Annotated in this window: 20 protein-coding genes; 9 read left to right on the top strand and 11 right to left on the bottom strand. The window is 68.8% G+C overall.

Features of this window, described 5'->3' with window-relative positions; all coding sequences use genetic code 11:
- Positions 1-81 precede the first annotated feature (81 nt).
- Positions 82-2,730, bottom strand: a complete 2,649-nt coding sequence (clpB, locus tag GFH49_RS24195) for an ATP-dependent chaperone ClpB (protein WP_155058188.1) — start codon at positions 2,728-2,730, stop codon at positions 82-84.
- Positions 2,731-2,850: 120 nt separating this feature from the next.
- Between clpB and GFH49_RS24190 the strand changes: the two genes are divergently transcribed.
- Positions 2,851-3,267, top strand: coding sequence for a pyridoxamine 5'-phosphate oxidase family protein (locus GFH49_RS24190; protein ID WP_155058187.1), 417 nt, complete (start codon positions 2,851-2,853; stop codon positions 3,265-3,267).
- Between the two features lie 138 nt (positions 3,268-3,405).
- On the opposite strand, the gene GFH49_RS24185 is transcribed toward GFH49_RS24190, so the two are convergent.
- On the bottom strand, positions 3,406-3,744 hold the full coding sequence (locus tag GFH49_RS24185; protein ID WP_155058186.1) for a Rieske (2Fe-2S) protein: 339 nt from the start codon (positions 3,742-3,744) through the stop codon (positions 3,406-3,408).
- A 353-nt stretch (positions 3,745-4,097) separates the two neighbouring features.
- Between GFH49_RS24185 and GFH49_RS24175 the strand changes: the two genes are divergently transcribed.
- Together GFH49_RS24175 and GFH49_RS24170 are read left to right on the top strand one after the other, a co-directional pair.
- Entirely contained in the window at positions 4,098-5,069 is a 972-nt protein-coding gene (locus tag GFH49_RS24175) for a helix-turn-helix domain-containing protein (protein WP_155058184.1), read from the top strand.
- The gene (locus tag GFH49_RS24170) at positions 5,066-6,046 is read left to right on the top strand and encodes a helix-turn-helix domain-containing protein (RefSeq protein WP_155058183.1); all 981 of its coding nucleotides are present in this window, start codon (positions 5,066-5,068) and stop codon (positions 6,044-6,046) included. The genes GFH49_RS24175 and GFH49_RS24170 overlap by 4 nt, the downstream gene beginning before the upstream one ends.
- Here GFH49_RS24170 and GFH49_RS24165 read toward each other — a convergent pair.
- The 3 genes from GFH49_RS24165 to GFH49_RS24155 form a co-directional block, all read right to left on the bottom strand.
- Entirely contained in the window at positions 6,009-7,031 is a 1,023-nt protein-coding gene (locus tag GFH49_RS24165) for a helix-turn-helix transcriptional regulator (protein ID WP_155058215.1), read from the bottom strand. The genes GFH49_RS24170 and GFH49_RS24165 overlap by 38 nt on opposite strands.
- A 465-nt stretch (positions 7,032-7,496) precedes the next feature.
- On the bottom strand, positions 7,497-7,682 hold the full coding sequence (locus GFH49_RS24160; RefSeq protein ID WP_155058182.1) for a DUF397 domain-containing protein: 186 nt from the start codon (positions 7,680-7,682) through the stop codon (positions 7,497-7,499).
- A gap of 4 nt (positions 7,683-7,686) precedes the next feature.
- Positions 7,687-8,574 (bottom strand): helix-turn-helix domain-containing protein, encoded by an 888-nt coding sequence (locus GFH49_RS24155; RefSeq protein ID WP_155058214.1) that lies wholly within the window; start codon positions 8,572-8,574, stop codon positions 7,687-7,689.
- Between the two features lie 262 nt (positions 8,575-8,836).
- Between GFH49_RS24155 and GFH49_RS24150 the strand changes: the two genes are divergently transcribed.
- From GFH49_RS24150 to GFH49_RS24135, 4 genes are all read left to right on the top strand, one after another.
- Entirely contained in the window at positions 8,837-9,283 is a 447-nt protein-coding gene (locus GFH49_RS24150; protein WP_155058181.1) for an ATP-binding protein, read from the top strand.
- A gap of 155 nt (positions 9,284-9,438) precedes the next feature.
- A complete protein-coding gene (locus GFH49_RS24145) occupies positions 9,439-10,983 on the top strand; it encodes a circularly permuted type 2 ATP-grasp protein (protein WP_155058180.1) in 1,545 nt (514 codons plus the stop codon).
- A complete protein-coding gene (locus tag GFH49_RS24140; RefSeq protein ID WP_155058179.1) occupies positions 10,980-11,912 on the top strand; it encodes an alpha-E domain-containing protein in 933 nt (310 codons plus the stop codon). Before GFH49_RS24145 ends, GFH49_RS24140 begins: the two co-directional genes overlap by 4 nt.
- A gap of 2 nt (positions 11,913-11,914) precedes the next feature.
- The gene (locus GFH49_RS24135; protein WP_155058178.1) at positions 11,915-12,757 is read left to right on the top strand and encodes a transglutaminase family protein; all 843 of its coding nucleotides are present in this window, start codon (positions 11,915-11,917) and stop codon (positions 12,755-12,757) included.
- Positions 12,758-12,841: 84 nt separating this feature from the next.
- Here GFH49_RS24135 and GFH49_RS24130 read toward each other — a convergent pair whose 3' ends face one another.
- Complete coding sequence (locus GFH49_RS24130; protein ID WP_196218108.1) at positions 12,842-13,948, bottom strand: sugar ABC transporter substrate-binding protein; 1,107 nt, start codon at positions 13,946-13,948, stop codon at positions 12,842-12,844.
- A 296-nt stretch (positions 13,949-14,244) separates the two neighbouring features.
- On the opposite strand from GFH49_RS24130, the gene GFH49_RS41025 reads away from it, so the two are divergent.
- Positions 14,245-16,230 (top strand): PA14 domain-containing protein, encoded by a 1,986-nt coding sequence (locus GFH49_RS41025; RefSeq protein ID WP_155058176.1) that lies wholly within the window; start codon positions 14,245-14,247, stop codon positions 16,228-16,230.
- Positions 16,231-16,335: 105 nt separating this feature from the next.
- Here GFH49_RS41025 and GFH49_RS24120 read toward each other — a convergent pair whose 3' ends face one another.
- The 5 genes from GFH49_RS24120 to GFH49_RS24100 all read right to left on the bottom strand — a co-directional run bounded on the left by GFH49_RS24120 (position 16,336) and on the right by GFH49_RS24100 (position 21,620).
- Complete coding sequence (locus GFH49_RS24120) at positions 16,336-16,782, bottom strand: heat shock protein transcriptional repressor HspR (RefSeq protein ID WP_155058213.1); 447 nt, start codon at positions 16,780-16,782, stop codon at positions 16,336-16,338.
- 5 nt (positions 16,783-16,787) lie between these two features.
- Positions 16,788-17,975 carry a molecular chaperone DnaJ gene (gene dnaJ / locus GFH49_RS24115; RefSeq protein ID WP_155058175.1) on the bottom strand — a complete coding sequence of 396 codons (1,188 nt, stop codon included), beginning with the start codon at positions 17,973-17,975 and terminating at the stop codon, positions 16,788-16,790.
- Positions 17,976-18,008: 33 nt separating this feature from the next.
- Positions 18,009-18,653, bottom strand: a complete 645-nt coding sequence (gene grpE / locus GFH49_RS24110; RefSeq protein ID WP_155058174.1) for a nucleotide exchange factor GrpE — start codon at positions 18,651-18,653, stop codon at positions 18,009-18,011.
- Positions 18,650-20,506 (bottom strand): molecular chaperone DnaK, encoded by a 1,857-nt coding sequence (gene dnaK / locus GFH49_RS24105; protein ID WP_155058173.1) that lies wholly within the window; start codon positions 20,504-20,506, stop codon positions 18,650-18,652. The genes grpE and dnaK overlap by 4 nt, the downstream gene beginning before the upstream one ends.
- A 94-nt stretch (positions 20,507-20,600) precedes the next feature.
- Positions 20,601-21,620, bottom strand: coding sequence for an MraY family glycosyltransferase (locus GFH49_RS24100; RefSeq protein ID WP_155058172.1), 1,020 nt, complete (start codon positions 21,618-21,620; stop codon positions 20,601-20,603).
- A 196-nt stretch (positions 21,621-21,816) separates the two neighbouring features.
- On the opposite strand from GFH49_RS24100, the gene GFH49_RS24095 reads away from it, so the two are divergent.
- Positions 21,817-24,132 (top strand): (Fe-S)-binding protein, encoded by a 2,316-nt coding sequence (locus GFH49_RS24095; protein WP_155058171.1) that lies wholly within the window; start codon positions 21,817-21,819, stop codon positions 24,130-24,132.

Here is a 24,132-nt window from a genome sequence, read left to right as displayed (position 1 = left end):
GGCAACCCCTGCCCCGGACGGTTCACCTCCGGTTGGCGGAATTCAGCTCAGAGCGTGTCCGCCGCCCTTTTCACATGCCGGTCACAGGGTTTTCCCGGTGGCCGGGCCCACGATCAACCCCTCTCCGAAGGAGTCCACCCGGACCGTGTCGCCGTCCTTGACCTCGCCCGCGAGGATCTCCTTGGCGAGCCGGTCGCCGATCGCGGTCTGGACCAGTCGGCGCAGCGGGCGTGCACCGTACGCCGGGTCGTTGCCCTCGTCGGCCAGCCAGGCCAGCGCCTCGGGCGTCACCTCCAGGATGAGCCGCCGCTCGGCGAGCCGCCTCGCGAGCCGGTTGATCTGAAGGCCGGCGATGCGCTCCAGCTCCTCCTTGTTCAGCGCGGAGAAGACGACCAGGTCGTCCAGCCGGTTGAGGAACTCCGGCTTGAAGGACGCCCGGACCACCTCCAGCACCTGCCGCTTCTTCTCCTCCTCGCTCGTCAGCGGCTCCACCAGGCTGTGTCCACTCAAGAACTGGCTGCCGAGGTTCGAGGTGAGGATCAGGATGGTGTTGCGGAAGTCGACCGTCCGCCCCTGACCGTCCGTCAGACGGCCGTCGTCCAGCACCTGGAGCAGGACGTCGAACACCTCGGGGTGCGCCTTCTCGACTTCGTCGAGCAGTACGACGCTGTACGGCCGCCGTCGCACCGCTTCGGTGAGCTGACCGCCCTCCTCGTAGCCGACGTAGCCGGGCGGCGCCCCGACCAGCCGGGCCACGCTGTGCTTCTCGCCGTACTCCGACATGTCGATCCGGACCATGGCCCGCTCGTCGTCGAAGAGGAAGTCGGCGAGCGCCTTGGCGAGTTCGGTCTTGCCGACCCCGGTGGGACCGAGGAAGAGGAAGGACCCGGTGGGGCGGTCGGGGTCGGCGATTCCGGCGCGGGTGCGCCGTACGGCGTCCGACACCGCCTGCACCGCCTCGGCCTGCCCGATCAGGCGGCGGCCCAACTCCTCCTCCATCCGCAGGAGTTTCTGCGTCTCGCCCTCCAGAAGGCGGCCCGCGGGGATGCCGGTCCAGGAGCCGACGACATCGGCGATGTCGTCCGGGCCGACCTCCTCCTTCACCATGGTGTCCTTGGCGCCCCCGCCGGAGGCGGAAGATGTCAACGCCTCCTCGGCTTCGGAGGCCGCCTCCAAGTCCCGTTCCACGGCGGGGATTTCGCCGTACAGCAGCTTGGACGCGGAGTCGAAGTCGCCCTCGCGCTGGGCCCGCTCCGCCTGCCCGCGCAGTTCGTCGAGCTTCTCCTTCAGCTCACCGACCCGGTTGAGGGACTGCTTCTCCTTCTCCCAGCGGGCGGTCAGGCCGCGCAGCTCCTCCTCCTTGTCGGCGAGGTCGCGGCGCAGCTTCTCCAGGCGGTCGCGGGAGGCCGGGTCGGTCTCCTTGCCGATCGCCAGCTCCTCCATCTTCATCCGGTCGACGACACGCTGGAGTTCGTCGATCTCGACGGGCGAGGAGTCGATCTCCATACGCAGCCGTGAGGCGGCCTCGTCGACGAGGTCGATGGCCTTGTCGGGCAGGAAGCGGGAGGTGATGTACCGGTCGGAGAGGGTGGCCGCCGCGACCAGCGCGCTGTCGGCGATCTGCACCTTGTGGTGGGCCTCGTACCGCCCCTTCAGCCCGCGCAGGATCGCGATGGTGTCCTCGACGCTCGGCTCGGCGACCAGCACCTGCTGGAAGCGCCGCTCCAGCGCCGGGTCCTTCTCGATCCGCTCCCGGTACTCGTCGAGGGTGGTGGCACCGACCATGCGCAGCTCACCGCGGGCGAGCATGGGCTTGAGCATGTTCCCGGCGTCCATGGCGGAGTCACCGCCGGCACCGGCTCCCACGACGGTGTGCAGCTCGTCGATGAAGGTGATGATCTGCCCGTCCGAGTCCTTGATCTCGGCGAGGACGGTCTTCAGCCGCTCCTCGAACTCACCGCGGTACTTGGCGCCGGCGACCATGGCCCCGAGGTCGAGTGCGACCAGCCGCTTGTCCTTGAGGGACTCGGGCACGTCCCCCTTGACGATCCGCTGGGCGAGCCCCTCGACGACGGCGGTCTTGCCGACGCCGGGCTCACCGATGAGGACGGGGTTGTTCTTCGTACGGCGGCTGAGCACCTGCACGACCCGCCGGATCTCCTGGTCCCGCCCGATGACCGGGTCGAGCTTGCCCTCCCGCGCCGCGGCGGTGAAGTCCGTGCCGAACTTCTCAAGCGCCTTGTACTGGCCCTCGGGGTCGGGTGTCGTCACCCGTCGCCCTCCCCTGCTCTTCTGGAACGCCTCCAGCAGCTTCTTCGCGCTGGCGCCCTGCTGGGAGAGTACGTCGCCGGCCTGACCCCCCTTCGCGGCGATACCGATGAGGAGATGCTCGGTGGAGAGGTACTCGTCCCCCAGCTCCTCGGCCTTGGCCTGCGCCTCCGCGATCACCGCCAGCAGCTCACGGTTGGGCTGCGGCGGCGCGACGGTGGACCCGGTCACGCTGGGCAGCCCGGCGAGGATCTTCTCCGCGCCGGCCCGTACGGCGGCCTGGTCGGCGTCGACGGCGGCGAGCAGGTCGGTGATGTTCGCGATGTCCTGACGCGGTCCTTGCCCCGCGAGCAGCGCGAGCAGCAGGTGTGCCGGGGTGAGATCGGGGTGCCCGTCCTGCACGGCCCGATTACTGGCCGCGTTGATCGCGTCCCGGCTCCGGTTGGTCAGCTCGGCGTCCACGTATCCGTTCTCCTCCTAGGCGTCAGTCGTCCACACGCGCTGATGTGAGCAACGTACACAAAGTTGAGTCTATTCCACTCAAGTAGGTGTCCGGGAGGGGCGGCGGCTAAGTTCCGCCTCATGACGACGACATACTCCGTGGACCCGGGCGATCCCGACCCGTCGTACCTCACCTTCTGGCGGGAACGTCACCTGTGCACCCTGACGACCCTCCGCCCGGACGGCACCCCGCACGTCGTCCCCGTCGGCGTCACATACGACCCCGGAGCGCGACTGGCTCGCGTGATCGCGGACAAGGCGAGCGCGAAGGTGAGGCATGTGCTGGCGGCCGGGGCGGAGGGGGCGCGCGTTGCGGTGTGCCAGGTGGCCGGGGCGCGGTGGGCGACGCTGGAGGGGCGGGCGTACGTACGAGCCGACCCGGCGTCGGTCGCGGAGGCCGAGCGGCGCTACGCCGAGCGCTATGAGCGGGTGCCGCGGCCCAATCCGTCACGCGTGGTGATCGAGATCGAGGTGACGCGGGCGATGGGGCGGGGCTGATGATTTCCAGCCACACACCGGATGGGTCGATATGCCGAAATATCCCGCCAAACTGCAGCGGCGTCACCGTGTTCAGGTCACGGTGACGCCGCTGCGGGGGGAAGCACCTGAGCGATCTGTTGCGACGGGGGAATCGCGTCAGGCACTGCGGGGGGTGGCTGGGACGGCCTGTGGGGCGGCCGGGGCCTCGGGTTCGGCCAGCTGGTGGTCACGCCGGTCGAGGTTCACAAAGATCATTCCATACCGGATGGCACACCTCACCGGCTGCGGCGCCCCCCGAGGACGCCGCAGACACCGGTACGCCCGAACGTCGTCGTCCTCGTCCCGCGTGACGACGACCGGTTCACCGAAGACGGTCACCATCAGCGAGTCACCGCTGTGGGGGATGGCGGTGACCAGGTCGATGAAGTGCCAGCCGGAACGGTAGGCGGTGGCCATCTCGCGGCGGAAGGAGCGGTCGTCGGGTGGGGTGGTCACGTCAGCTCCCGGCTCCATCTGTCGCAGGGTTGGTGTTGCCGGCTTCGGCATTCACGGCCACACTCGGCCAGCTGCTGTTCGCCCGAACCTCGTCCTTCACATTGGAGAGGCCACTCAGTGCACCGAGGGCCACAACGGCGGAGAAGGCGGCGACAAGCAGCGAGCGAAGCATTCTGTTACGCATAGTCAGCTTCGTCCTCACTTGAAGGTCCCCTTTTCCCCCGTCAGGTAAGACGATGGCTCATTCAGGCACGTCATGGCCACACAATCGATGCATCATGTTCCTGCATGTTCAGGACCCTGGGGGGTGGAGATTAGTGACGAATCAGACAAAGGCGACACATCCCCATTCGATGACCGAGTGGTGCGAGGAGGGCGGCCGTCTGTATGCCGCCGCTCTGCGCACCGGACGCATCGCCCGAACGGATGTCGAGCCTGCCCCTTGTCTGGTGGAGTTCGCTCTGCTCCACCCCGATCCCGACGACCCGAACTGGCTGCACCCCGTCCCGCCGGTGATCGCTCTGTCCCAGCAGCTCAACCCGCTGGAACACGAGATTGCCGAACGCCGCCGGCAGGCAGTCGAACTGTCCGCGGTCTTCCGGCCCTTCATGGCCCTGAGTACCCAATCGGCCGCGACCAGTGACTCGATCACGGTGCTGGAGGGTGGTGAGCGGATAAACGCCGCACTGAACATGGCCACGGCCCAGTGCCAGACCGAAATGCTCACGGTCCAGCCGAGCGACCGCATGTCCGAGCGCAGCCTGGAGCGGGGGCTCGAGCGCGACCAGCCGCTGATCGAGCGCGGGGTGCGGATTCGCACCCTCTACCAGCACACGGCCCGGTACAACCCCGAGCAACTGGCCTACGCAGCCCGGCTCTCCGACGGCAAGGCGGAGTACCGCACCATCGACGAGCTGGTAGAACGCCTGATCATCTGTGACGAGGCGGTGGCCTTCATCCCCGCCCGCGACGATCAACAGGTTGCCCTGGAGCTGCGCCACCCCGGCCTCATCCGCTATCTGATCAAACTCTTCGAGTACCTGTGGGACCGGTCCGTCCCCCTGAGCGTCGGCACCCCGTACGAGGCAGCCTCCGACGGCATCACCGACATCCAGCACTCCATCGCCAAACTCCTGGTCGAGGGCCACGTCGACGAGGCCATCGCCCGCCGCCTCGGCATGAACGTACGCACCTGCCGGGCCCACATCGCCAAACTCGCCAACGCGCTCGGCAGTGGCAGCCGCGCCCAACTCGGCTACCTCATAGCCCAGTCAGGGATCCTGAAACAGGACCAACCGGCAGCAGGAGGAGACAGCCACACATGACGGGGGCGCACGCGCACGGACCGGAGGAGCTGTGCGACGCGGGCCTGAACCTGTACACCCGCGCGCTGCGTGAAGGGTGGGTGCGTGCCGAGCAGGTGGACGCGGCACCATGTCTGGTCGACCTGGGTCTGCTGCAACCGGACGTCGAGGATCTGCGACGCATGCGGCCCGTCGCCCCGGCCTTCGCCCTCCACCGCTTGCTGCGGGCCGTCGAGGACCGCATCGCGGACGAGCGCCGGCGCGAGGAGCGGCTGGCGGCGATGTTCGACCCGCTCATGACGATCGTCGGCCGGCACACCGCCGTCGCCGAAACTCCGACGATCAGTGCCCTCACCGGTCTCGACCGCATCGGCAGAGCCATTCAGCAGGCCATGGCGGACACCTCGGGCGAGGTCCTCGCCATCCAGCCCCACACCAACCACACCCACTCTCCGGCCCAGCTCCACGCCGATGCCTTCGCACGCGATCAGGCGCTGCTCGATCGCGGCGGTTGTATCCGCACCCTCTACCAGCACACCCTCCGCCACGCGCCCAGCATCCTGGCCCGCTACGAACGCCTTCAGGGCGACGTGGAGGCCCGCACCCTCGACGAAGTCACCCAGCGACTGATCGTCGTCGACCGCGAGGTGGCCTTCATCCCCGCCAACAAGGACCGCACCCTCGCCCTCGAAATCCGCCATCCCGCGATCGTCGACTTCCTCGCCACCACCTTCGACCGCCTCTGGCGCCTCGCCACCCCCATGCACCCCCAGGCCGTGCAACAACCCACCCTCAACGGCATCACCCCCCGCCAACACGCCATCGCCGCCCTCCTCGTCGAAGGCCACACCGACGCGGTCATAGCCCAGCGCCTCGGCATGAACATCCGCACCGCCCGCGTCCACATCGCCAAACTCGCCGCCACCCTCGGCAGCGAGAGCCGCGCCCAACTCGGCTACCTCATCGGACGGTCCGGGATTCTTGACCTGGAAGAGTGAGGGAGTGGGACGGGCTGTTGAGCCCGACCTGGGCGATGCGGACGCCGAGTTGGGTGCGGCTGGCCGCGCCCAGGGTCTCCGAAAGGCGCGCGATGTGGGCGCGGCACGTACGGACGCTTATCCCCAGCCGCTCCGCGATCACCGCGTCCTGATGACCCTCGGCGAGCAACGCGGCGATGGACTGCTCGCGGTGTGAGATGCCCTCGATGCCGGTGTCCGGGAGCGGGGCCGTCACCGGGATCGCGAGGCGCCACAACCGCTCGAAGACGGTGACCAGGTACTCGACCAGCGCCGGATGACGCAGTTCCAGCGCGAGCGTGCGGTCCGCGTTCGCCGGGATGAAGGCGACCGCGCGATCGAAGAGGATGAGCCGGTCGATGACCTCGTCGAGCGTCCGCGCCTGCACCGCGTCGCCCATCAGCTCCAGGTAGTTGAGCAGGCCCTGGCCGTGCCGGGCCACATGCGTGTACAGGTCCCGCATACGCACGCCCCGGCCGCGCAGGGACAGAGCGCGGTGGAGGCCCTCGGTCAGCTCGTGCTCGGGGCGGATGCCGCCCGGCTGCACGGTCAGCACCTCGGTCGTGCACGCGTCCGTCGCCTCGTCCATCGCGGCCTGGATCCGGGACAGTCCGTCGAGGACCCGGATCGACGTTCCCTCTGCGGACGGCGACGACTGCCGCGGGCCGAGTCCGGCGAACCGCTCGACGGCCGCGACCGCCGACCCGACCCGTCGCTGGCTCGCGCTGACCTCGTCGTACACCCCGCGCAAAAGCCGGGTCATGACCTCCTGCGGGGAGGTGGGGACCAGCCAGTCCATGTCGTCGGGGTCCGGGTGCAGCAGGGCGAGTTCGAGCAGGCACTGCACCGACTCGGCGTCCTGACGCCGCACGCGGCCCCGCCGTACGGCCCGGGAATACACGCGATCCCCGGCCTCGCACAGTCGGTCAGCACCGTGTGGATGCTCGTCCGTCCCGTGCCCGGCCATCGCCCATCCCACCCCCGAGTCGGCGTCTTCGAAGCGCAACTATGAAGGGACCGGACCTGCTCCGCAACACGGCTCGTCCTCTCAGAGCGGCGATATTCGGCCTCTTTGCCCGGTATCTCCGCGCCTCCGTCCGGCGAATTGCAGCAAGCTGATGGTGGTGTGGCCCAAGCCGGAGACGGCCTGTGTCCAGGAATTCCCGAGCACCGCGTGAGCTGCCGGAAATCACCGGGCGACCGGCGTGTCACGCACCGCGCTCACCGGTCGCGGAAGCGGCACTCAACGGGCGTCCAGTCGCCGGGGTGATCGGTATCGTGCCAGGCCAGGGCGTGGGCGGCGTCGATTGTTCAGAGACCGGTAGACGACGGACTCGACGCGACAGAATACAGCCGGTGGTTTTGCCATGCCGGTTCAGCGGGCGAGAACGATACCTGGATGTGCCAATGGGCAGGCGGGCTTGACGACGCGCTAGCGCCTCCCTGCATACGCGGCGAACTCCCCCCACGCCCCCGCCGCGAGCCGGAGTATCCGGCCGTCCGGATCCTTGGAGTCCCGGACGGCGACCGTGCCGGGTATGTTGCGGGCGACTTCGACGCACTGCTGTCCGGCATCTCCGCCACTGTAAGTGGACTTGACGAACTCGAACTCGGTCACCGGCCTACGTCTCCTTGCGAATGGCGTCGATCAGGTCAAGGGCCTTGCGTTCCGCCAGCCCGACCCGCGCGATGCGATCGAAGATCCGGCCGTGCCGGGCGGCGTCCTCCTCGCTTTCCAACCAGAGCGTGGAAGACGGTACGTCCATGTGTACGACATCCAGCGCCCCCGCCTCGGCGAAGGAGACAATACTGAACGCACCGATCATGCCGGGGCTGGCCCCCGCCAGGAAGGGCACCACCTGCAACTGGACCGTGTCCAAGGCAGCCACATCGAGCAGATGCCCCAGTTGCTCCCTCATCACATCACGGCCACCGACGAGTTGACGCAGCGCTCCCTCGTGGATCACGGCCCACAACGCCAGAGGACGTTCCGACTGCAGCCGCGCCTGCCGGGTCAACCTCGCTTCGACGAAGGGCTCGATCTCACTCGGGTCCTCCCACGACCCGGCACCGACCGCGACGGCACGTGCATAGTCCGGCGTCTGCAACAGCCCAGGGATGAAGGCGAGTTCCCAGTTGCGGATGCTCGTGGCGATGTCCTCCAGCGCAACGTACTCGACCATCGCGGAGAGCTGTGGGTACTGGTTCCACCACCCCTTGGCTTTGCGCCTCTCCCGGTCCGTCCGGGCCAGCTTCAACAGCCTCTCGACCACCGCTTCATCGGTCTCGCCGTACAAGTGGCACAGGGCTCGGATGTCCGGGTCGCGCATCGGCACCCCACCGCGTTCCATCTTGGCGACTTTGGACACGGACGCCGAAAGCACCTCGGCCGCATGGGGTTGGCGCATCCCGCTCGCCTCGCGCATACGCAGCAGCTCACCTCCCAGTCTGCGTGCCAGCACCGTCGACACAGTCTTGCCGCGATCAGGATCCCGGTCTCTGTCTGTCATCCGTCTCCCCTGCCACTGAGTCGGCCACATCCTGTGGCGGCACCTTAGTGCAAGCAAGCCAGTTCGAAGACATATTTCTGGCAACCAGCTTGCTGGCATCACGACGCAAGAACTACTGTCAGTACTCAATAGCCCACCCAGCGACACCAGTTGGCGGAAGTGCACCGTGCTGCCCACACCAGGGCCGCATGGCGGAGCCACCTCCCCCCACTCACCTGGCGTCCGCCCGGGCACTCCGGCCCCGCACAAGGAGGTGCTCTCCATGACCGATTCCTGTTCTCCCCACCACCTCAAAGACCCCACGCCATACGACCGTCACGACGCCGTCAGCTACACCCCGTTCGTCCGCAACATCCCCCTCGCCCGCAGGCACGTCGCCCAACTCGCCGTGGACTGGGGGCATCCCGGCGTCGCCGGTGACGCGGCGCTGCTGGCGAGCGAGTTGTGCACGAATGCCCTGCTGCACGGGTGTCTGCGGGACCGTCTGTTCCGGGTGGAGACGTCCCTCACCAGCACTGCGCTGCGCGTCGCCGTGACCGACCCGCGAGGCGAGCGGCTCCCGTACTCCCGCCCCTCCACCACCGATGACCAGTTCGGCCGGGGCCTGCTCATCGTCCGCACGCTCGCCGCCCGCTGGTCCGTGGAGAAGCTCACCGTGGGCAAGACGGTATGGGCGGAGTTGGACATTCGGGGAGCGGTGGACGCGTAGCCTGTTGAAGTACACCGTCTGCCCCGCCGCAAGAGGTGACGGGGCGGCCCTCTCGTCGCCCTCGGCCAGGTGGCACAGGGATTCCCCAGCACCGTGCGACCTCCCGGAAATCACCGGTTGATCGTCGTGTTACGTACCGCGCTTAACGTCCCCCCATGGCGGACATATTTGACGCGTACGCGTTGGCCGACGCGTGGGACGAGATGTTTGTGCGGCCGGGTGAGGTCAGGACCGCCTATGAGCCGGTGCTGGCGGCGCTGCAGCCGATCGAGCCGAGTGAGTTGCGGTTCCGGGCGGACCAGATGGCGCGGGCGTTCACCGACCGCGGTGTGACCTACGCCTTCGCTGGTGAGGAGCGGCCCTGGCCGCTGGATCTCGTGCCGAGGATCCTCGACGCCCTGGAATGGGATCTCATCCAACGGGGGGTCAGTCAGCGGGTGCGGGCCCTGGAGGCCTACCTCTCCGACGCCTACGGGCACGCCCGCGCCTTCGAGGACGGCGTCGTGCCCTGGCGGCTGCTGCTCAGCTCGGCCCATTTCCACCGGGCCGCCCACGGGGTCGAACCACCCGGCGGGGTGCGCATCCACGTCGCCGGCATCGACCTCGTACGGGACGAGGCCGGGGACTTCCGGGTGCTTGAGGACAATGTGCGGGTCCCGAGCGGGGTGTCGTACGTCATCGAGAACCGCAGGGCGATGACCAGGATCTTTCCCTCGCTCTTCACGGAGCAGCACGTGCTGCCCGTCGACGGGTACGCACAGCGGCTGCTCGCCGCGCTGCGGGCCGCCGCGCCGGACGGCACCCAGGACGCACGGGTCGTCGTCCTCACCCCCGGGCCCAGCAACGCCGCCTACTTCGAGCACGCGCTGCTCGCCCGGCTGATGGGTGTGCAACTCGTCGAGGGACACGATCTGGTCTGCCGCGGCAACCGGGTCTGGATGCGGACCACGCGCGGTGAGGTGCCCGTCCATGTCGTATACCGGCGGCTCGACGACGACTTCCTCGATCCGCTGCACTTCCGGCCCGACTCGGTGATCGGCTGCCCCGGCATCCTGAGCGCCGCCACGGCGGGCAACGTCACACTCGCGAACGCCGTGGGCAACGGCATCGCGGACGACAAGCTGCTCTACACCTACGTCCCGGACCTGATCCGCTACTACCTCGCCGAGGAACCGATTCTGCCCAACGTGGAGTCCTACCGGCCCGACGAACCGGGCCAGTTGGAGGCGGTCCTCGACCAGATCGGGCAGCTGGTGGTGAAGCCGGTCGACGGGGCCGGCGGGCAGGGCATCGTCATCGGGCCGAAGGCCGACCCCGAGACCCTGGAGCGGACCCGGAAGGCCGTCGCCGCCGACCCCCGCGGCTGGATAGCCCAGCGGCCGGTCGCCCTGTCCACCTCCCCCACCCTCGCGGGCGAGCGGATGGCGCCCCGCCATATCGACCTGCGCCCCTTCGCCGTCAACGACGGCACCGATGTCTGGGTGCTGCCCGGCGGCCTCACCCGGGTCGCCCTCCAGGAGGGCAACCTGATCGTCAACTCCAGCCAGGGCGGCGGCTCCAAGGACACCTGGGTGCTGGCCGAGGGGCCCGCCGACGGGCCCGCCCCGGCCCCCGCCGCGGGCCTCCCGGACGTCGCGCCCCGCCAGCTCGGACCCGACGGCACCCCCACCGTCGTACAGGAAGGGGCCCAGCAGCAGTGAACGACGTGATCCTCTCCCGGATAGCCGAGGCGCTGACCTGGACCGGCCGCTATGTGGAGCGGGCGGACGCCACGGGACGCATCCTCGACGCGTATCTGCACCGCATGCTGGAGGACCCCTGGCGCGACGAGGACGCGGCCTGCCGGTCGCTGTACGCGATCCTCGGCGTCGACGCGGGCGCCGAGCGCGTCGACATGCAGCAGGTCCTCGACCAGCTGGCGTTCGACGCCCACTCGACCTGCGCCATCGAGGGCGCGCTGGGCGCGGCCCGGCTGAACGCGCGCAGCGCCCGTGAGGCGGTGTCCTCCGAGATGTGGGAGTGCCTCAACGCGACCTGGCACGCGCTCGGCGAACAGCGGCGCGCGGCCCGCCGTACCGGCCCGTACGCCTATCTGGAGCTGGTCCGCAGCCGGGCCGCCCTGTTCTTCGGCCTCGCGGACTCCACCATGAGCCGGGACGACAGCTGGCGTTTCGTCGTGCTGGGCCGGAGCCTGGAGCGGGTGGACATGACGGTACGGCTGCTGTCCGTGCGGGTGCTGGACGCCGCGCATGCCCCGGACTGGCCGACGCTGCTGAGCGCCAGCGGCGCGGACGAAGCGTACGCGCGCGTGTACAGCGGTTTCGGCGACAGCCCGAGGGTCGCCGAATTCCTGCTCCTGGACCGGTCCTTCCCGCGCTCGGCGCTGCACGCGCTGACGACGGCCGAGGAGTGCCTGACGGCGCTGGGCCGCCCCCGCCAGGACCCCGCGCGCCGCCCGATCGGCCGGATGCGCACCCGTCTGGAGTACCTGGACTCCCATGCCATGGAAGAGCAACTTCCCCTGTTGCTGAGCGACTTGCAGCAGTCCTGCATGGCCTCCGCCGAGGCGGTGGCGGAGCGGTTCTTCCCATACCAGGGGCCCGTCGAGTGGGCCCAGGAAGGAGCGTGAGCATGACCCGCCGCCTCCGCATCAAGCACATCACCAAGGTCTCGTACGCCCAGCCGGCCGCCTCGTCCCACAACGAGGTCCGCATGACCCCGCTGACGCTGCCCGGCCAGATCACGCTGGACGCCCGGGTCAGCATCGCCCCGGCGACGGCGACCTGGTCGTACTGGGACTACTGGGGCACCCAGGTGACCGGCTTCGATCTCATGGACCCGCACGCCGACCTCACGATCACGGCGTCGAGCCTGGTCGAGACGGCCCCGGCACCGCCCTTGCCCGACGCCCCCGAGTGGCCCGAGATAGCGGCCCGCACAGCGGACTCCCGCCTGCTGGAATTCGCGAACGCAACAGGTCGTACGACGGTCCCGGCGGAGCTGGTGGAGCGGGCGAGGGAGGCCTGCGCCGGGCTCGACCCGCACCGGACGGCGATCGCGGTGTCCGCGCTGGTCGCCGACCGGGTCACCTACCTCCCCGGCGCCACCGGCGTGAACACCTCCGCCGCCGAGGCCTGGGAGCAGGGCGCGGGCGTCTGCCAGGACATCGCCCACCTCACCATCGCCCTCCTGCGCGCCGTCGGCCTGCCCACCCGCTATGTCTCCGGCTACCTCCACCCCGAACGCGAGGCCGAACTCCACCGCCCGGTGGCCGGGCAGAGCCACGCCTGGATCGAGTACTGGGCGGGGGACTGGTGCGGCTACGACCCCACGAACCGCGCCAGGGCCGACGAGTCCCACGTGGTCGTCGGCCGGGGCCGCGACTACGACGACGTGACCCCGCACAAGGGCATCTACCGGGGCGTGGCGGGCGGTCCGCCCGAGGTGTCGGTGGAGTTCACCAGGGTGGGATGAGGAACGCCCCCAAGGGGCGCGGGGAACTGCGCGACCAGCCACGACGACCCCGCGGATGACGCACCGCCTTCTCCAGCGGAGCGCCTAGCCCAGGTTGATCTCGTCGCACGCGCTCCGCAGCTTGCTCGTGCAGATGTCCGACAGCTGGTAGATGTCGTCGGCGATGACCGTGTCCTTGATGTTGTTCTTCGTCAGGGCGACGACAGGGACGAGCTGAGAGGGGATGTCCTTCGCCGTCGGGCTGTCGACCTGGTCACGGGTGAGGGCGTCGAACTGGATGTCCCTGCCCTGGACCTTGGCCACCGCCATCTCCGCCGCGGCCTCGGCCTCCTGCGGGTACGACTTGTAGACGCTCATGTACTGCTCGCCGGTGATGATCCGCTGCACGGCGGCCAGCTCGGCGTCCTGCCCGGTCACCGGCGGCAGCTCGGTGACTCCCGCCGCCTTCAGCGCGTCGATGATGCCGCCGGCCATGCCGTCGTTGGCGGAGTAGACACCGGCGATGTCGTCCGCGCCGATCTTGTCGATGGCCTCTTCCATGTTGGCCTCGGCGTTCTCCGGCTTCCAGTCCTTGGTGTCGTACGACTCGGCGATCGTCACCTTGCCGGTCAGCTCGTCGAGCGCGCCCGCCTTGAACTGCTTGGCGTTCGGGTCGGTGGGCGAGCCGTTCATCATGACGATCTTCTTCGAGGGGTCGTCGCCGTTGCCCAGCGCCTCGACGAGGGAGCGGCCCTGGACCTCGCCGACCAGCGAGTTGTCGAAGGAGATGTACGCGTCGATCGGGCCCTCGGCCAGCCTGTCGTAGGCGATGACCGGGATACCGGCGTCCTTGGCCTTCCGCACGCCGTCCGCGATGGCGTGGGAGTCGACGGCGTCCAGCAGGATCACATCGATCCCGTCGTCGATCATCTGCTGCATCTGGGCCGCCTGCTTGTCGGCGCTCGCATCGGCGTTGGCGTAGTCGACGTCGCCCTGGTTCTTGGTGAGCGACTCGACCTTCTTCTTGATGATCGGGTAGTCGAAGCTCTCGTAGCGGGAGTTCGCCTTCTCCGGCAGCAGCAGCCCCACGGTGATGTCGTTGCCCTTGGTCGGGCTCGCGTCACCGGCCTCGCTGGATGCGTTGAGTACGCCACAGGAGGCGAGTGACAGGGTCACCGTGGACGCGACCAGAGCTATGGCGGTACGACGCATGGAGGTGCTCACTTCTGATGTCTTGCGGACGTGGGCGCGGCATTGCGACCCAGGTGGCTGAAAAAGCCAACGCGTACGCGCCCGTCGACGTCAAGCGGAACCACTTAACGAGATGGCAACATCACCCTCCGCTTACTTGTGAAGACGCAGGAGATTCGCCTTCAAGTCACCTTTACGACCCCTCCATTCGACACCCTTCAAGAAAGGAGCGGAGATCCGTACAACCAACTCCATTCCTCGCGAGTCGTGATCACGGCAGCTTCTTTACGTCGTTCCGATCCCGACCCGAGGACTGAATGAACCCAGCCAGACGCACGACCGCCGCGGCCGCGACCGCGACCGCCGTCGTGCTCGCCACCGCCGGCAGCCTGCTCACCGCTGCCGTCGCCCCTGCCTCCGCCGCCGTCACCTGCACCTCCCCCGTCTTCAAGCGCCAGTTCTTCGCGAACACCGGCTTCTCCGGCACCCCGAAGAAGACCGACTGCGACAACGCGATCGACCAGAGCTGGAGCGGCGCCCCCGCCGCGGGTCTGCCGAGCAACAACTTCGGCGTCCGCTGGACCGTCACCCGTGACTTCGGCTCCGGCGGTCCCTTCGCGCTGGGCGTCTCGGGCACGGACGGGATCCGCGTCTACCTGGACGGCGTCCGGAAGATCAACCTCTGGTCGAACACGACGAGTTCGCGTTCCAAGACCGTCAACCTCACCATCCCCAAGGGCAAGCACTCCCTGCGGATCGACTACGTCAACTGGACCGGCGCCGCCAAGGTCAAGTTCACGTACACACCGAGGACGTCGGCGAGCGTCGACAAGGTCAAGCCCCTTGCCCCGACGGGCACTTCGGTGTCGTACGACAAGGCGACCGGCAAGGCCAAGCTCACCTGGGCCAAGAACAAGGAGATGGACCTCGCGGGCTACAAGGTCTACCGCCGGCTGAACGGCACCTGGACGAGACTGACCACCACCACGGCCACCTCCTACACCGACACGACCCTCCCCAAGAACGGAGCGACCTACTACTACGAGGTCCGCGCCCACGACAAGGCGGGCAACCAGTCCGCCGGCTCGGCCGACCGGGCCGTCACCACCGTCGACACCTCCGCCCCCGCCGCACCCACCGGCGTGGAGGACAACTGGGCCATCGGCATGGTCACCTCGGTGAAGCTGTACTGGGACGGCAACAGCGAGTCCGACATCGCCGGTTACCGGGTGTACCGCTCGACGTCCAAGCCCGTCGCGCCGACCGCCGAGAACCTGGTCGGCACCCCGTCCAGCGCCGCCTTCCAGGACACTCCGCCCCAGACCGGCGACTGGTACTACTACGTCGTCACCGCCGTCGACACGCACGGCAACGAGTCGGCCGTCTCCGGCACCGCCGAGTTCGAGACGTACGACACCACCGCGCCGGCCTTCGTCCCGACCGACCTGGCGGCCACCTCCAACGAGCACGACGTCACCCTGACCTGGTCCTGGAACCGGGATCAGGACGCCGACCTGGAGACCTTCCGGGTCTACCGCGACGGTGCCTACATCGGCGATGCCAGCGGTGAGTTCGTGGACCACGACGTCGAACCCGGCACGACGTACACCTACCACGTCCGGGCCGAGGACGACGACGGCAACCTGGGCCCCGCCTCGGCCTCCGTCACCGTCGAGCACCTGGGCGACCGCACGCCCCCCGGCACGGTGACCGGGCTGACCGCGACGTCCGCCGAGAACGGCATCCTCCTCGACTGGGACGACAGCACCGCCGCCGACTTCGACCACTACGAGGTCTACCGGAGCCAGAACACCGACGGCGTCTGGACGGCGTACACGAACATCACCGACAGTCTGCCGTTCGGCTCGTCGCAGTCCGCCAACCGGGATCCGAACCTGCCCGACGACGAGAACCTGCGCTACGCCGTCGTCGCCGTCGACGCGAACGGCAACGCCCTCGACGTCGCCTCGGCGACCACCGTCGACGTCAACGAGTTCAACATGACGCCCGACCAGACCTACGCCGAGACCTCGGACATCCTCACCACGGACAGTGCGTACGGCGAGATCTACCTGTCCTACAACGAGGCCGCGGACACATACGGCACCGCGACCGCCCTCCGCGTCTACCGCTGGGACAACTCCACGCACACCTACGTCCAGCAGTTCGACACCCAGGCCACCGACTACTACCGGTTCACCGACACGACCGCGCCCTCGGACAGCACGGTCTTCTACAAGGTCACGGCCGTCTACGCGGACGGCACCGAGTCGGCGCCGGTGGGCACCTGGATGTTCACCTGAGCCGACGCTCACGCCATGTGACACGCGAAAGGGGCCCGGAGGTTCTCACCGAACCTCCGGGCCCCTTCCACCCTCACACGCGCTCAGTCCAGGCTCAGTCCAGGCTCAGTCCTTGGTCTTCTTCGGCCGCCACACCACCAGCGCGCTCGTCTGCTGGACTTCCTGGTACGGCACCAGATCACGGCGGTACGACGCATGCACCGCCGCCTCCCGCTGCTGCATCGCCGCGGCGGCCCCGTCGAGGGCCGCTTGCAGCTCGGCCACGCGCGACTGGAGGGCGGCGACCTGGTTCTCCAGTTCGATGATGCGCTTGATGCCGGCCAGGTTGATGCCCTCGTCCTGCGACAACTGCTGCACGGTGCGCAGCAGTTCGATGTCGCGGGCCGAGTAGCGGCGGCCCCGGCCGGCGGTGCGGTCCGGGGAGACCAGGCCCAGGCGGTCGTACTGACGCAGGGTCTGCGGGTGCAGGCCGGACAGCTGGGCCGCCACCGAGATGACGTAGACCGGGGTCTCCTCGGTCAGTTCATACGGGTTGCGCCGACGGCCGTCCATCTCCATCAAGCTCCCTTCGCGGCCTGGAACAGCTCCGCCCGCGGGTCCTCGCCCGCGGTCGCCTCGCGATACGCCTCCAGTGCGTCACGAGCCTTCCCCGTCAGGTCCTTCGGGACACTTACCTCGACGGTGACCAACAGGTCGCCGCGGGTACCGTCCTTGCGGACCGCGCCCTTGCCCCGCGCCCGCATGGTGCGGCCGTTGGGCGTGCCCGGCGGCAGCTTCAGGGTGACCGGCGGGCCGCCGAGGGTGGGGACCCGGACCTCGCCGCCGAGGGCGGCCTCGGTGAACGTGACCGGGACGGTGACGGTGAGGTTGTCGTCCTTGCGGCCGAACACCGGGTGGGCGTCGACGTGGACGACCACATACAAGTCGCCTGCCGGGCCGCCCCGTTCACCGGGTGCGCCCTTGCCGCGCAGCCGGATGCGCTGGCCGTCCGACACCCCGGCCGGGATACGGACCTGCATCGTCCGCGACGACTTGGCGCGACCGCTGCCCTTGCAGATCTCGCAGGGGTTCTCCGCGATCAGGCCGCGGCCCTTGCAGTCCGGGCAGGGGTCGGTGAGCGAGAAGCCGCCGCCCGAACCCCGGGCCACCTGGCCGGTGCCCACACAGGTCGGGCAGACCCGCGGGTTGCCGTTCGCGTCGCCGGTGCCCGAACAGGCCTTGCAGGGGGACTGCGAGGACATCCGCAGCGGGACCGTCGCGCCCTCGATCGCCTCGGTGAAGCTGAGGGTGACCTCGGACTCGATGTCCTGGCCGCGTCGCGGCTGGGTCCGGGTGGTGGCGCCGCCGCGGTTGAACAGGCCCCCGAAGACATCACCGATTCCGCCGCCGAAGCCTCCCGAGCCGCCGGAACCCGACCCGCCGCCCTGGGGGCCGCCGCCGAAGAGGTCGCCCAGGTCAAAGTTGAAGTTGCCGCCGCCCGCGCCCGGTCCGGGACGGAACCCGCCGTTCCCGAAGAGGGTGCGCGCCTCGTCGTACTCCTTGCGCTTCTTGGGGTCGCCGAGTATGTCGTTCGCCTCGGAGATCTCCTTGAAGCGTTCCTCGGCCTTGGCGTTGCCCTTGTTGGCGTCCGGGTGGTACTCGCGGGCGAGCTTGCGGTACGCCTTCTTGATCTCGGCTTCGGTGGCGTCCTTGGGGACGCCGAGGACCTTGTAGTAGTCCTTCTCGATGAAGTCCTTGGTGCTCATCCTCGACGTCCCTCCTTCCGCTCAGCGTCTGCCTCAGCCCTCCTCAGGGCCGTTGTCCTTCTCCTCGGCGGCCTCGGACGCGTCCTCGGCCTTGACCGTCTGCGCCCCCGGCTGGGGTTCGGCGACGGCCACCCGCGCGGGGCGGATGGTGCGCTCGCCGATGCGATACCCCGGCTGGAGGATCGCGACGCAGGTCGTCTCCGTGACATCGGGCGCGTAGGAGTGCATCAGCGCCTCGTGGATCGTCGGGTCGAAGGGCTCGCCCTCCTTGCCGAACTGCTGCAGCCCCATCTTCGCCGCGACGGTCTCCAGCGACTCCCCGACGGACTTGAATCCGCCGACGAACTCGCCGTGGTCCCGGGCGCGGCCGATGTCGTCGAGCACCGGCAGGAGTTCGGTCAGGAGGTTCGCGATGGCGATCTCCTTGACCGCGATCCGGTCGCGCTCGACCCGGCGGCGGTAGTTCGCGAACTCGGCCTGGAGCCGCTGGAGGTCAGCCGTGCGCTCACCGAGCGCCGTACGCGCCTGGTCCAGCTGGGCCAGCAGGCCCGCACTTTCGTCCACGTCCCCGGCCGGGGCCGCCCCCTCCTCGGGAGCGGCCTTCGGCTCGGCGTCGTCGGGGGTCGCGCCGGAGGGGACGTCGGGCTTCTCCTCGAAGCCCGGGGTCTCCTCGGTCACGCCGCACCGTCCTTGCGCTCGTCGTCCACGATCTCGGCGTCCACCACGTCGTCGTCCGCCCTGGCACCGGTACCACCGCCGGTGGCGTCCTCGGGACCGCCCGCGGCGGCCTGCCCGGCCTGCGCGTCGGCGTACATGGCCTGGCCGAGCTTCTGCGAGACGGCCGCGACCTTCTCGGTGGCGGTACGGATGACGGCGGTGTCCTCGCCCTTGAGGGCTTCCTTCAGCTCCTCGACGGAGGCCTCGACCTCGGTCTTGATCTCGCCCGGGACCTTGTCCTCGTTGTCCTTGAGGAACTTCTCCGTCTGGTAGACGAGCTGCTCGCCCTGGTTGCGGCTCTCGGCGGCCTCGCGGCGGGCGTGGTCCTCCTCCGCGTACTTCTCGGCCTCCTGGCGCATCCGGTCGACCTCGTCCTTCGGCAGCGAGGAGCCGCCGGTGACGGTCATCTTCTGCTCCTTGCCCGTGCCCAGGTCCTTCGCGGTCACGTGCATGATGCCGTTGGCGTCGATGTCGAAGGCGACCTCGATCTGCGGGACACCGCGCGGGGCCGGCGGCAGACCGGTCAGCTCGAACATCCCGAGCTTCTTGTTGTACGCCGCGATCTCGCGCTCGCCCTGGTAGACCTGGATCTGCACGGACGGCTGGTTGTCCTCGGCGGTGGTGAAGATCTCGGACCGCTTGGTCGGGATCGTCGTGTTCCGCTCGATGAGCTTCGTCATGATGCCGCCCTTGGTCTCGATACCGAGGGACAGCGGGGTCACGTCGAGGAGCAGGACGTCCTTGACCTCGCCCTTGAGAACACCGGCCTGCAGGGCGGCGCCGATGGCGACGACCTCGTCCGGGTTGACGCCCTTGTTGGCGTCCTTGCCGCCGGTCAGCTCGCGGACGAGGTCGGCGACGGCGGGCATACGGGTGGAGCCACCGACGAGGACGACGTGGTCGATCTCGTTGATGGAGACGCCGGCGTCCTTCATCACGTTGAAGAACGGGGTCTTGCAGCGCTCAAGCAGGTCGGCCGTCAGCTGCTGGAACTGGGCCCGGGTGAGCTTCTCGTCCAGGTGCAGCGGGCCCTCGGCGGAGGCGGTGATGTACGGCAGGTTGATCGAGGTCTCGGTGGAGGAGGACAGCTCGATCTTGGCCTTCTCGGCGGCCTCGCGGAGGCGCTGCAGGGCCATCTTGTCCTTGCCCAGGTCCACTCCGTGACCGGACGCGAACTGCTTGACCAGGTAGTCGACGATGCGCTGGTCCCAGTCGTCACCACCGAGGTGGTTGTCACCGTTGGTGGCCTTCACCTCGACGACGCCGTCGCCGATCTCCAGCAGGGACACGTCGAAGGTGCCGCCGCCGAGGTCGAAGACGAGGATCGTCTGGTCGTCCTTGTCGAGGCCGTAGGCGAGAGCCGCCGCGGTGGGCTCGTTGACGATGCGGAGGACGTTGAGACCGGCGATCTCACCGGCTTCCTTGGTCGCCTGACGCTCGGAGTCGTTGAAGTAGGCGGGTACGGTGATGACGGCGTCCGTCACCTTCTCGCCCAGGTAGGACTCGGCGTCGCGCTTCAGCTTCTGCAGGATGAACGCGGAGATCTGCTGCGGGTTGAAGTCCTTCCCGTCCAGCTGGATCTTCCAGTCCGTGCCCATGTGGCGCTTCACGGAACGGATGGTCCGGTCCACGTTGGTGACCGCCTGGCGCTTGGCCACCTCGCCGACGAGCACCTCACCGTTCTTCGCGAAGGCGACGACGGACGGCGTGGTCCTGGCGCCCTCGGCGTTGGTGATGACGGTGGGCTCGCCGCCCTCCAGAACGCTGACGACGGAGTTAGTCGTGCCCAGGTCGATGCCGACCGCACGTGCCATGGTTGATTCCTCCAGCTGACTTGAGTGGAACGGACTCAAGTGTGCACGAAGCCGGGAAATGGGTCAACAGACCTGAGTCCGTGAGGCTCAACTCTTATCCGTTCCTTACACGCAACTGGGTCGTGACCTGCGGGGACGCCGACCGGCGAGGTCCGTAGACAGGCACCCCGAGCAGTCCCACCACGACCACCACGGCACCCCCCGCCACCCACACCACCGCGGACTCGACCACCCACCCGACATGCACCAGCACCCCGACGAGCACCGCCGAGAAGGCGCAGAGGGCGAGGATGACCACCGACCCCTGCGGGGTGAGCCCGAGCCGCCGCAGCCGGTGCGCGAGATGGTCGGGCCCGCGCCGCAGCAGGGGCCGCCCGGCGAAGCGGCGGGACAGCAGTACGAGGACGACGTCGGCGGCGGCCACGGCGGCGAGGGAGAACAGCACGCCCGCGTCGGACACCGGATCGCCGCCGGCCCGCGTGAACACGGCCGTCGAGGCGAGCAGGAACCCGGTGAACAGCGACCCGCACGAGCCGAGCGCCACGCGCGCGGGCGGCCAGTTGTGCATGAGGAACCCGGTCAGCGCGGCGGCCAGCACGCTGAGCAGCACCGCGAGCCCGTCCATGACCTCGGCCGCGGCGACGGCCCCGGCCCCGAAGGCGGTCACCACCCCGACGGTCCCCGCCAGCGCGTCCGCGTGGTCCAGCGCCCGGAACCCGACGGCGACGAAGACGATCCACCCGACGGCGAGCACTCCGACGAGGAGCCCGGTCTCGCCGTACGGCACCACACAGGCCGCCGCGATCGCCGTACCGCCGACCAGGAACCGCAGCTTGACCCGTCTGAAGTCGGCGATCAGCCCGATCCCGGCGACGACGGCGGCGGCCACGACCAGCCGGCCGACCCCGTCCCCCAGGGGCGCGTACCGCGTCCAGTTCCCCGCGCCGGCCACCGCACAGGTCGCGACGACGACGGCCACCCCGCCGACCACGGGCACGGGTCGCTGCCAGCGCCGGTCGAGCAGCCCGATCCGCTGGGCGGGCATCCGCAGCAGTGCGGCGAGGACGGCGGCGAGGAGGAAGGCGGCGGAGGCTGCGACGATCCCGTAGATCACAGACCTAAATTAGTCATAAATTGCCTATTTTGGTACGAATAACACGGTCATCTCCTGAGGCAACCCTCAGCGACCCAGATCACGGTGCACCTGGCTACAGTGCGGCGGAAGATATGGGTAGTCTCAGACGGACCACATAAGTTACCGCTTAGTAATCCCGCTCGAAGAACCCCTCGCAGGCCCGAGGAGCCCCGAAATGCAGCTCGCCGCGATCATCGTGTCGCTGGTTCTGACCGTGGTCGGCGTGGCGCTGGCCGCGCGCGCCGTCGGCCAGTTCGTCCGGTACTTCAGGCTGGGCCAGCCTGTACCCGCCGGGAGCCGGACCGACAACCCCTACGCGCGCAGTGTGACGCTGGTGCGGGAGTTCCTCGGCCACACCCGGATGAACCGGTGGGGCATCGTCGGCGTCGCCCACTGGTTCGTGGCGGTCGGCTTCCTGACGCTGCCGCCGACCCTCGCCCAGGCCTTCGGCCAGCTCTTCCAGGCCGACTGGACGCTGCCGGTCATCGGCGGGTTCCTGCCGTTCGAGATGTACATCGAGTTCATCGGCGTGATGACGGTCCTGGGCATCGCCGTGCTGATGGTCATCCGCCTGCTGAGCCTGCCGTCCCGGGCCGGCCGCAAGTCCCGTTTCGCCGGCTCCAAGTCCGGCCAGGCGTACTTCGTCGAGTACGTCATCCTCACCATCGGCCTCGCGATCTACGTGCTGCGCGGCCTGGAGGGCGCGATCCACCACGTGGAGCACTACGAGGCCGCGTACTTCGCCTCGTATCCGCTGGTGCTGGCCTTCAAGGGCCTCAGCCTGACCGCGCTGCAGAACCTGGTCTACCTCGTCGCGATGGTGAAGATCAGCACCTCGTTCATCTGGATGATCGTGGTCTCGCTCAACACCAACATGGGCGTCGCCTGGCACCGCTTCCTGGCCTTCCCGAACATCTGGTTCAAGCGCAACGCCACCGGCGAGACGGCCCTCGGTGCCCTCCAGCCGATGACGTCCGGCGGCAAGCCGATCGACTTCACCGACCCCGGTGAGGACGACGTCTTCGGTGTCTCCCAGGTCGAGCAGTTCTCCTGGAAGGGCCTGCTGGACTTCTCCACCTGCACCGAGTGCGGACGCTGCCAGTCGCAGTGCCCGGCCTGGAACACCGGCAAGCCGCTCTCTCCCAAGCTGCTGATCATGTCGCTGCGGGACCACGCGCACGCCAAGGCGCCGTATCTGCTGGCCGGTGGCGGCAAGACGACGGAGGGCGAGGAGAAGGCGTCCGAGGAGCAGCTCGCCTCGGTGCCCGCCGCCGCCCTCGCGGAGGCCGAGCGCCCCCTCATCGGCACCGTCGAGGCTGGAGAGGCTGTATCTGACAGTGGCTTCGCCATGGGCGGCGTCGTCGACCCGGACGTCCTGTGGTCCTGCACCACCTGCGGCGCCTGCGTGGAGCAGTGCCCGGTCGACATCGAGCACGTCGACCACATCGTCGACATGCGCCGCTACCAGGTGATGATCGAGTCCGCGTTCCCGTCCGAGGCGGGCACGATGCTCAAGAACCTGGAGAAGAAGGGCAACCCCTGGGGCCTGGCGAAGAAGCAGCGCCTGGAGTGGCTCAAGGAGGTCGACTTCGAGGTCCCGGTCGTCGGCAAGGACATCGAGGACCTGTCCGAGGTCGAGTACCTGTACTGGGTCGGCTGCGCGGGCGCCCTGGAGGACCGCGCAAAGAAAACGACGAAGGCCTTCGCGGAGCTGCTGCACATCGCGGGCGTCAAGTTCGCGATCATGGGCGGCGACGAGAAGTGCACCGGTGACTCCGCCCGCCGCCTGGGCAACGAGCCGCTGTTCCAGGAGCTCGGCATGGAGAACGTCGCGGCGCTGAACATGGCGTTCGGCGAGGAGACGGACGAGGACGGCAACGTCACGCCGGAGTCCAGGAAGCCGAAGTCGGCGAAGAAGATCGTCGCCACCTGCCCGCACTGCCTCAACACCCTCGGCAACGAGTACCCGCAGATCGGCGGCGACTACGAGGTCATCCACCACACCCAGCTGCTCCAGCACCTCGTCGACGAGGGCAAGCTGATCCCGGTCACGCCGGTCGAGGGCATCATCACGTACCACGACCCCTGCTACCTGGGCCGCCACAACAAGATCTACACGCCGCCGCGCGAGATCATCGCCAAGGTGCCGGGCCTCAGGAACGAGGAGATGCACCGCCACAAGGAGCGCGGCTTCTGCTGCGGCGCCGGTGGTGCGCGGATGTGGATGGAGGAGCGGATCGGCAAGCGCATCAACGACGAGCGTGTCGATGAGGCGCTGTCGGTGAACCCGGACATCGTGTCGACGGCCTGCCCGTTCTGCCTGGTGATGCTCACGGACTCGGTCAACGGCAGGAAGAACGACGGCAAGGCCAAGGAGTCCATCCAGGTCGTCGACGTCGCCCAGCTGCTGCTGGACTCCGTGAAGACGCCGGTGGACCCGGCGGACTCGGCCGAGACGGAGAGCGCGCCGGAGCCGGAGCCGGTGAAGTAG

Source organism: Streptomyces blattellae, assembly GCF_009709555.1.
In the GTDB taxonomy this organism is placed as follows: Bacteria; Actinomycetota; Actinomycetes; order Streptomycetales; family Streptomycetaceae; genus Streptomyces; species Streptomyces blattellae.
The sequence above is the reverse complement of the archived record's forward strand: the minus strand, read 5'-3'. Positions and strand labels throughout refer to the sequence as shown.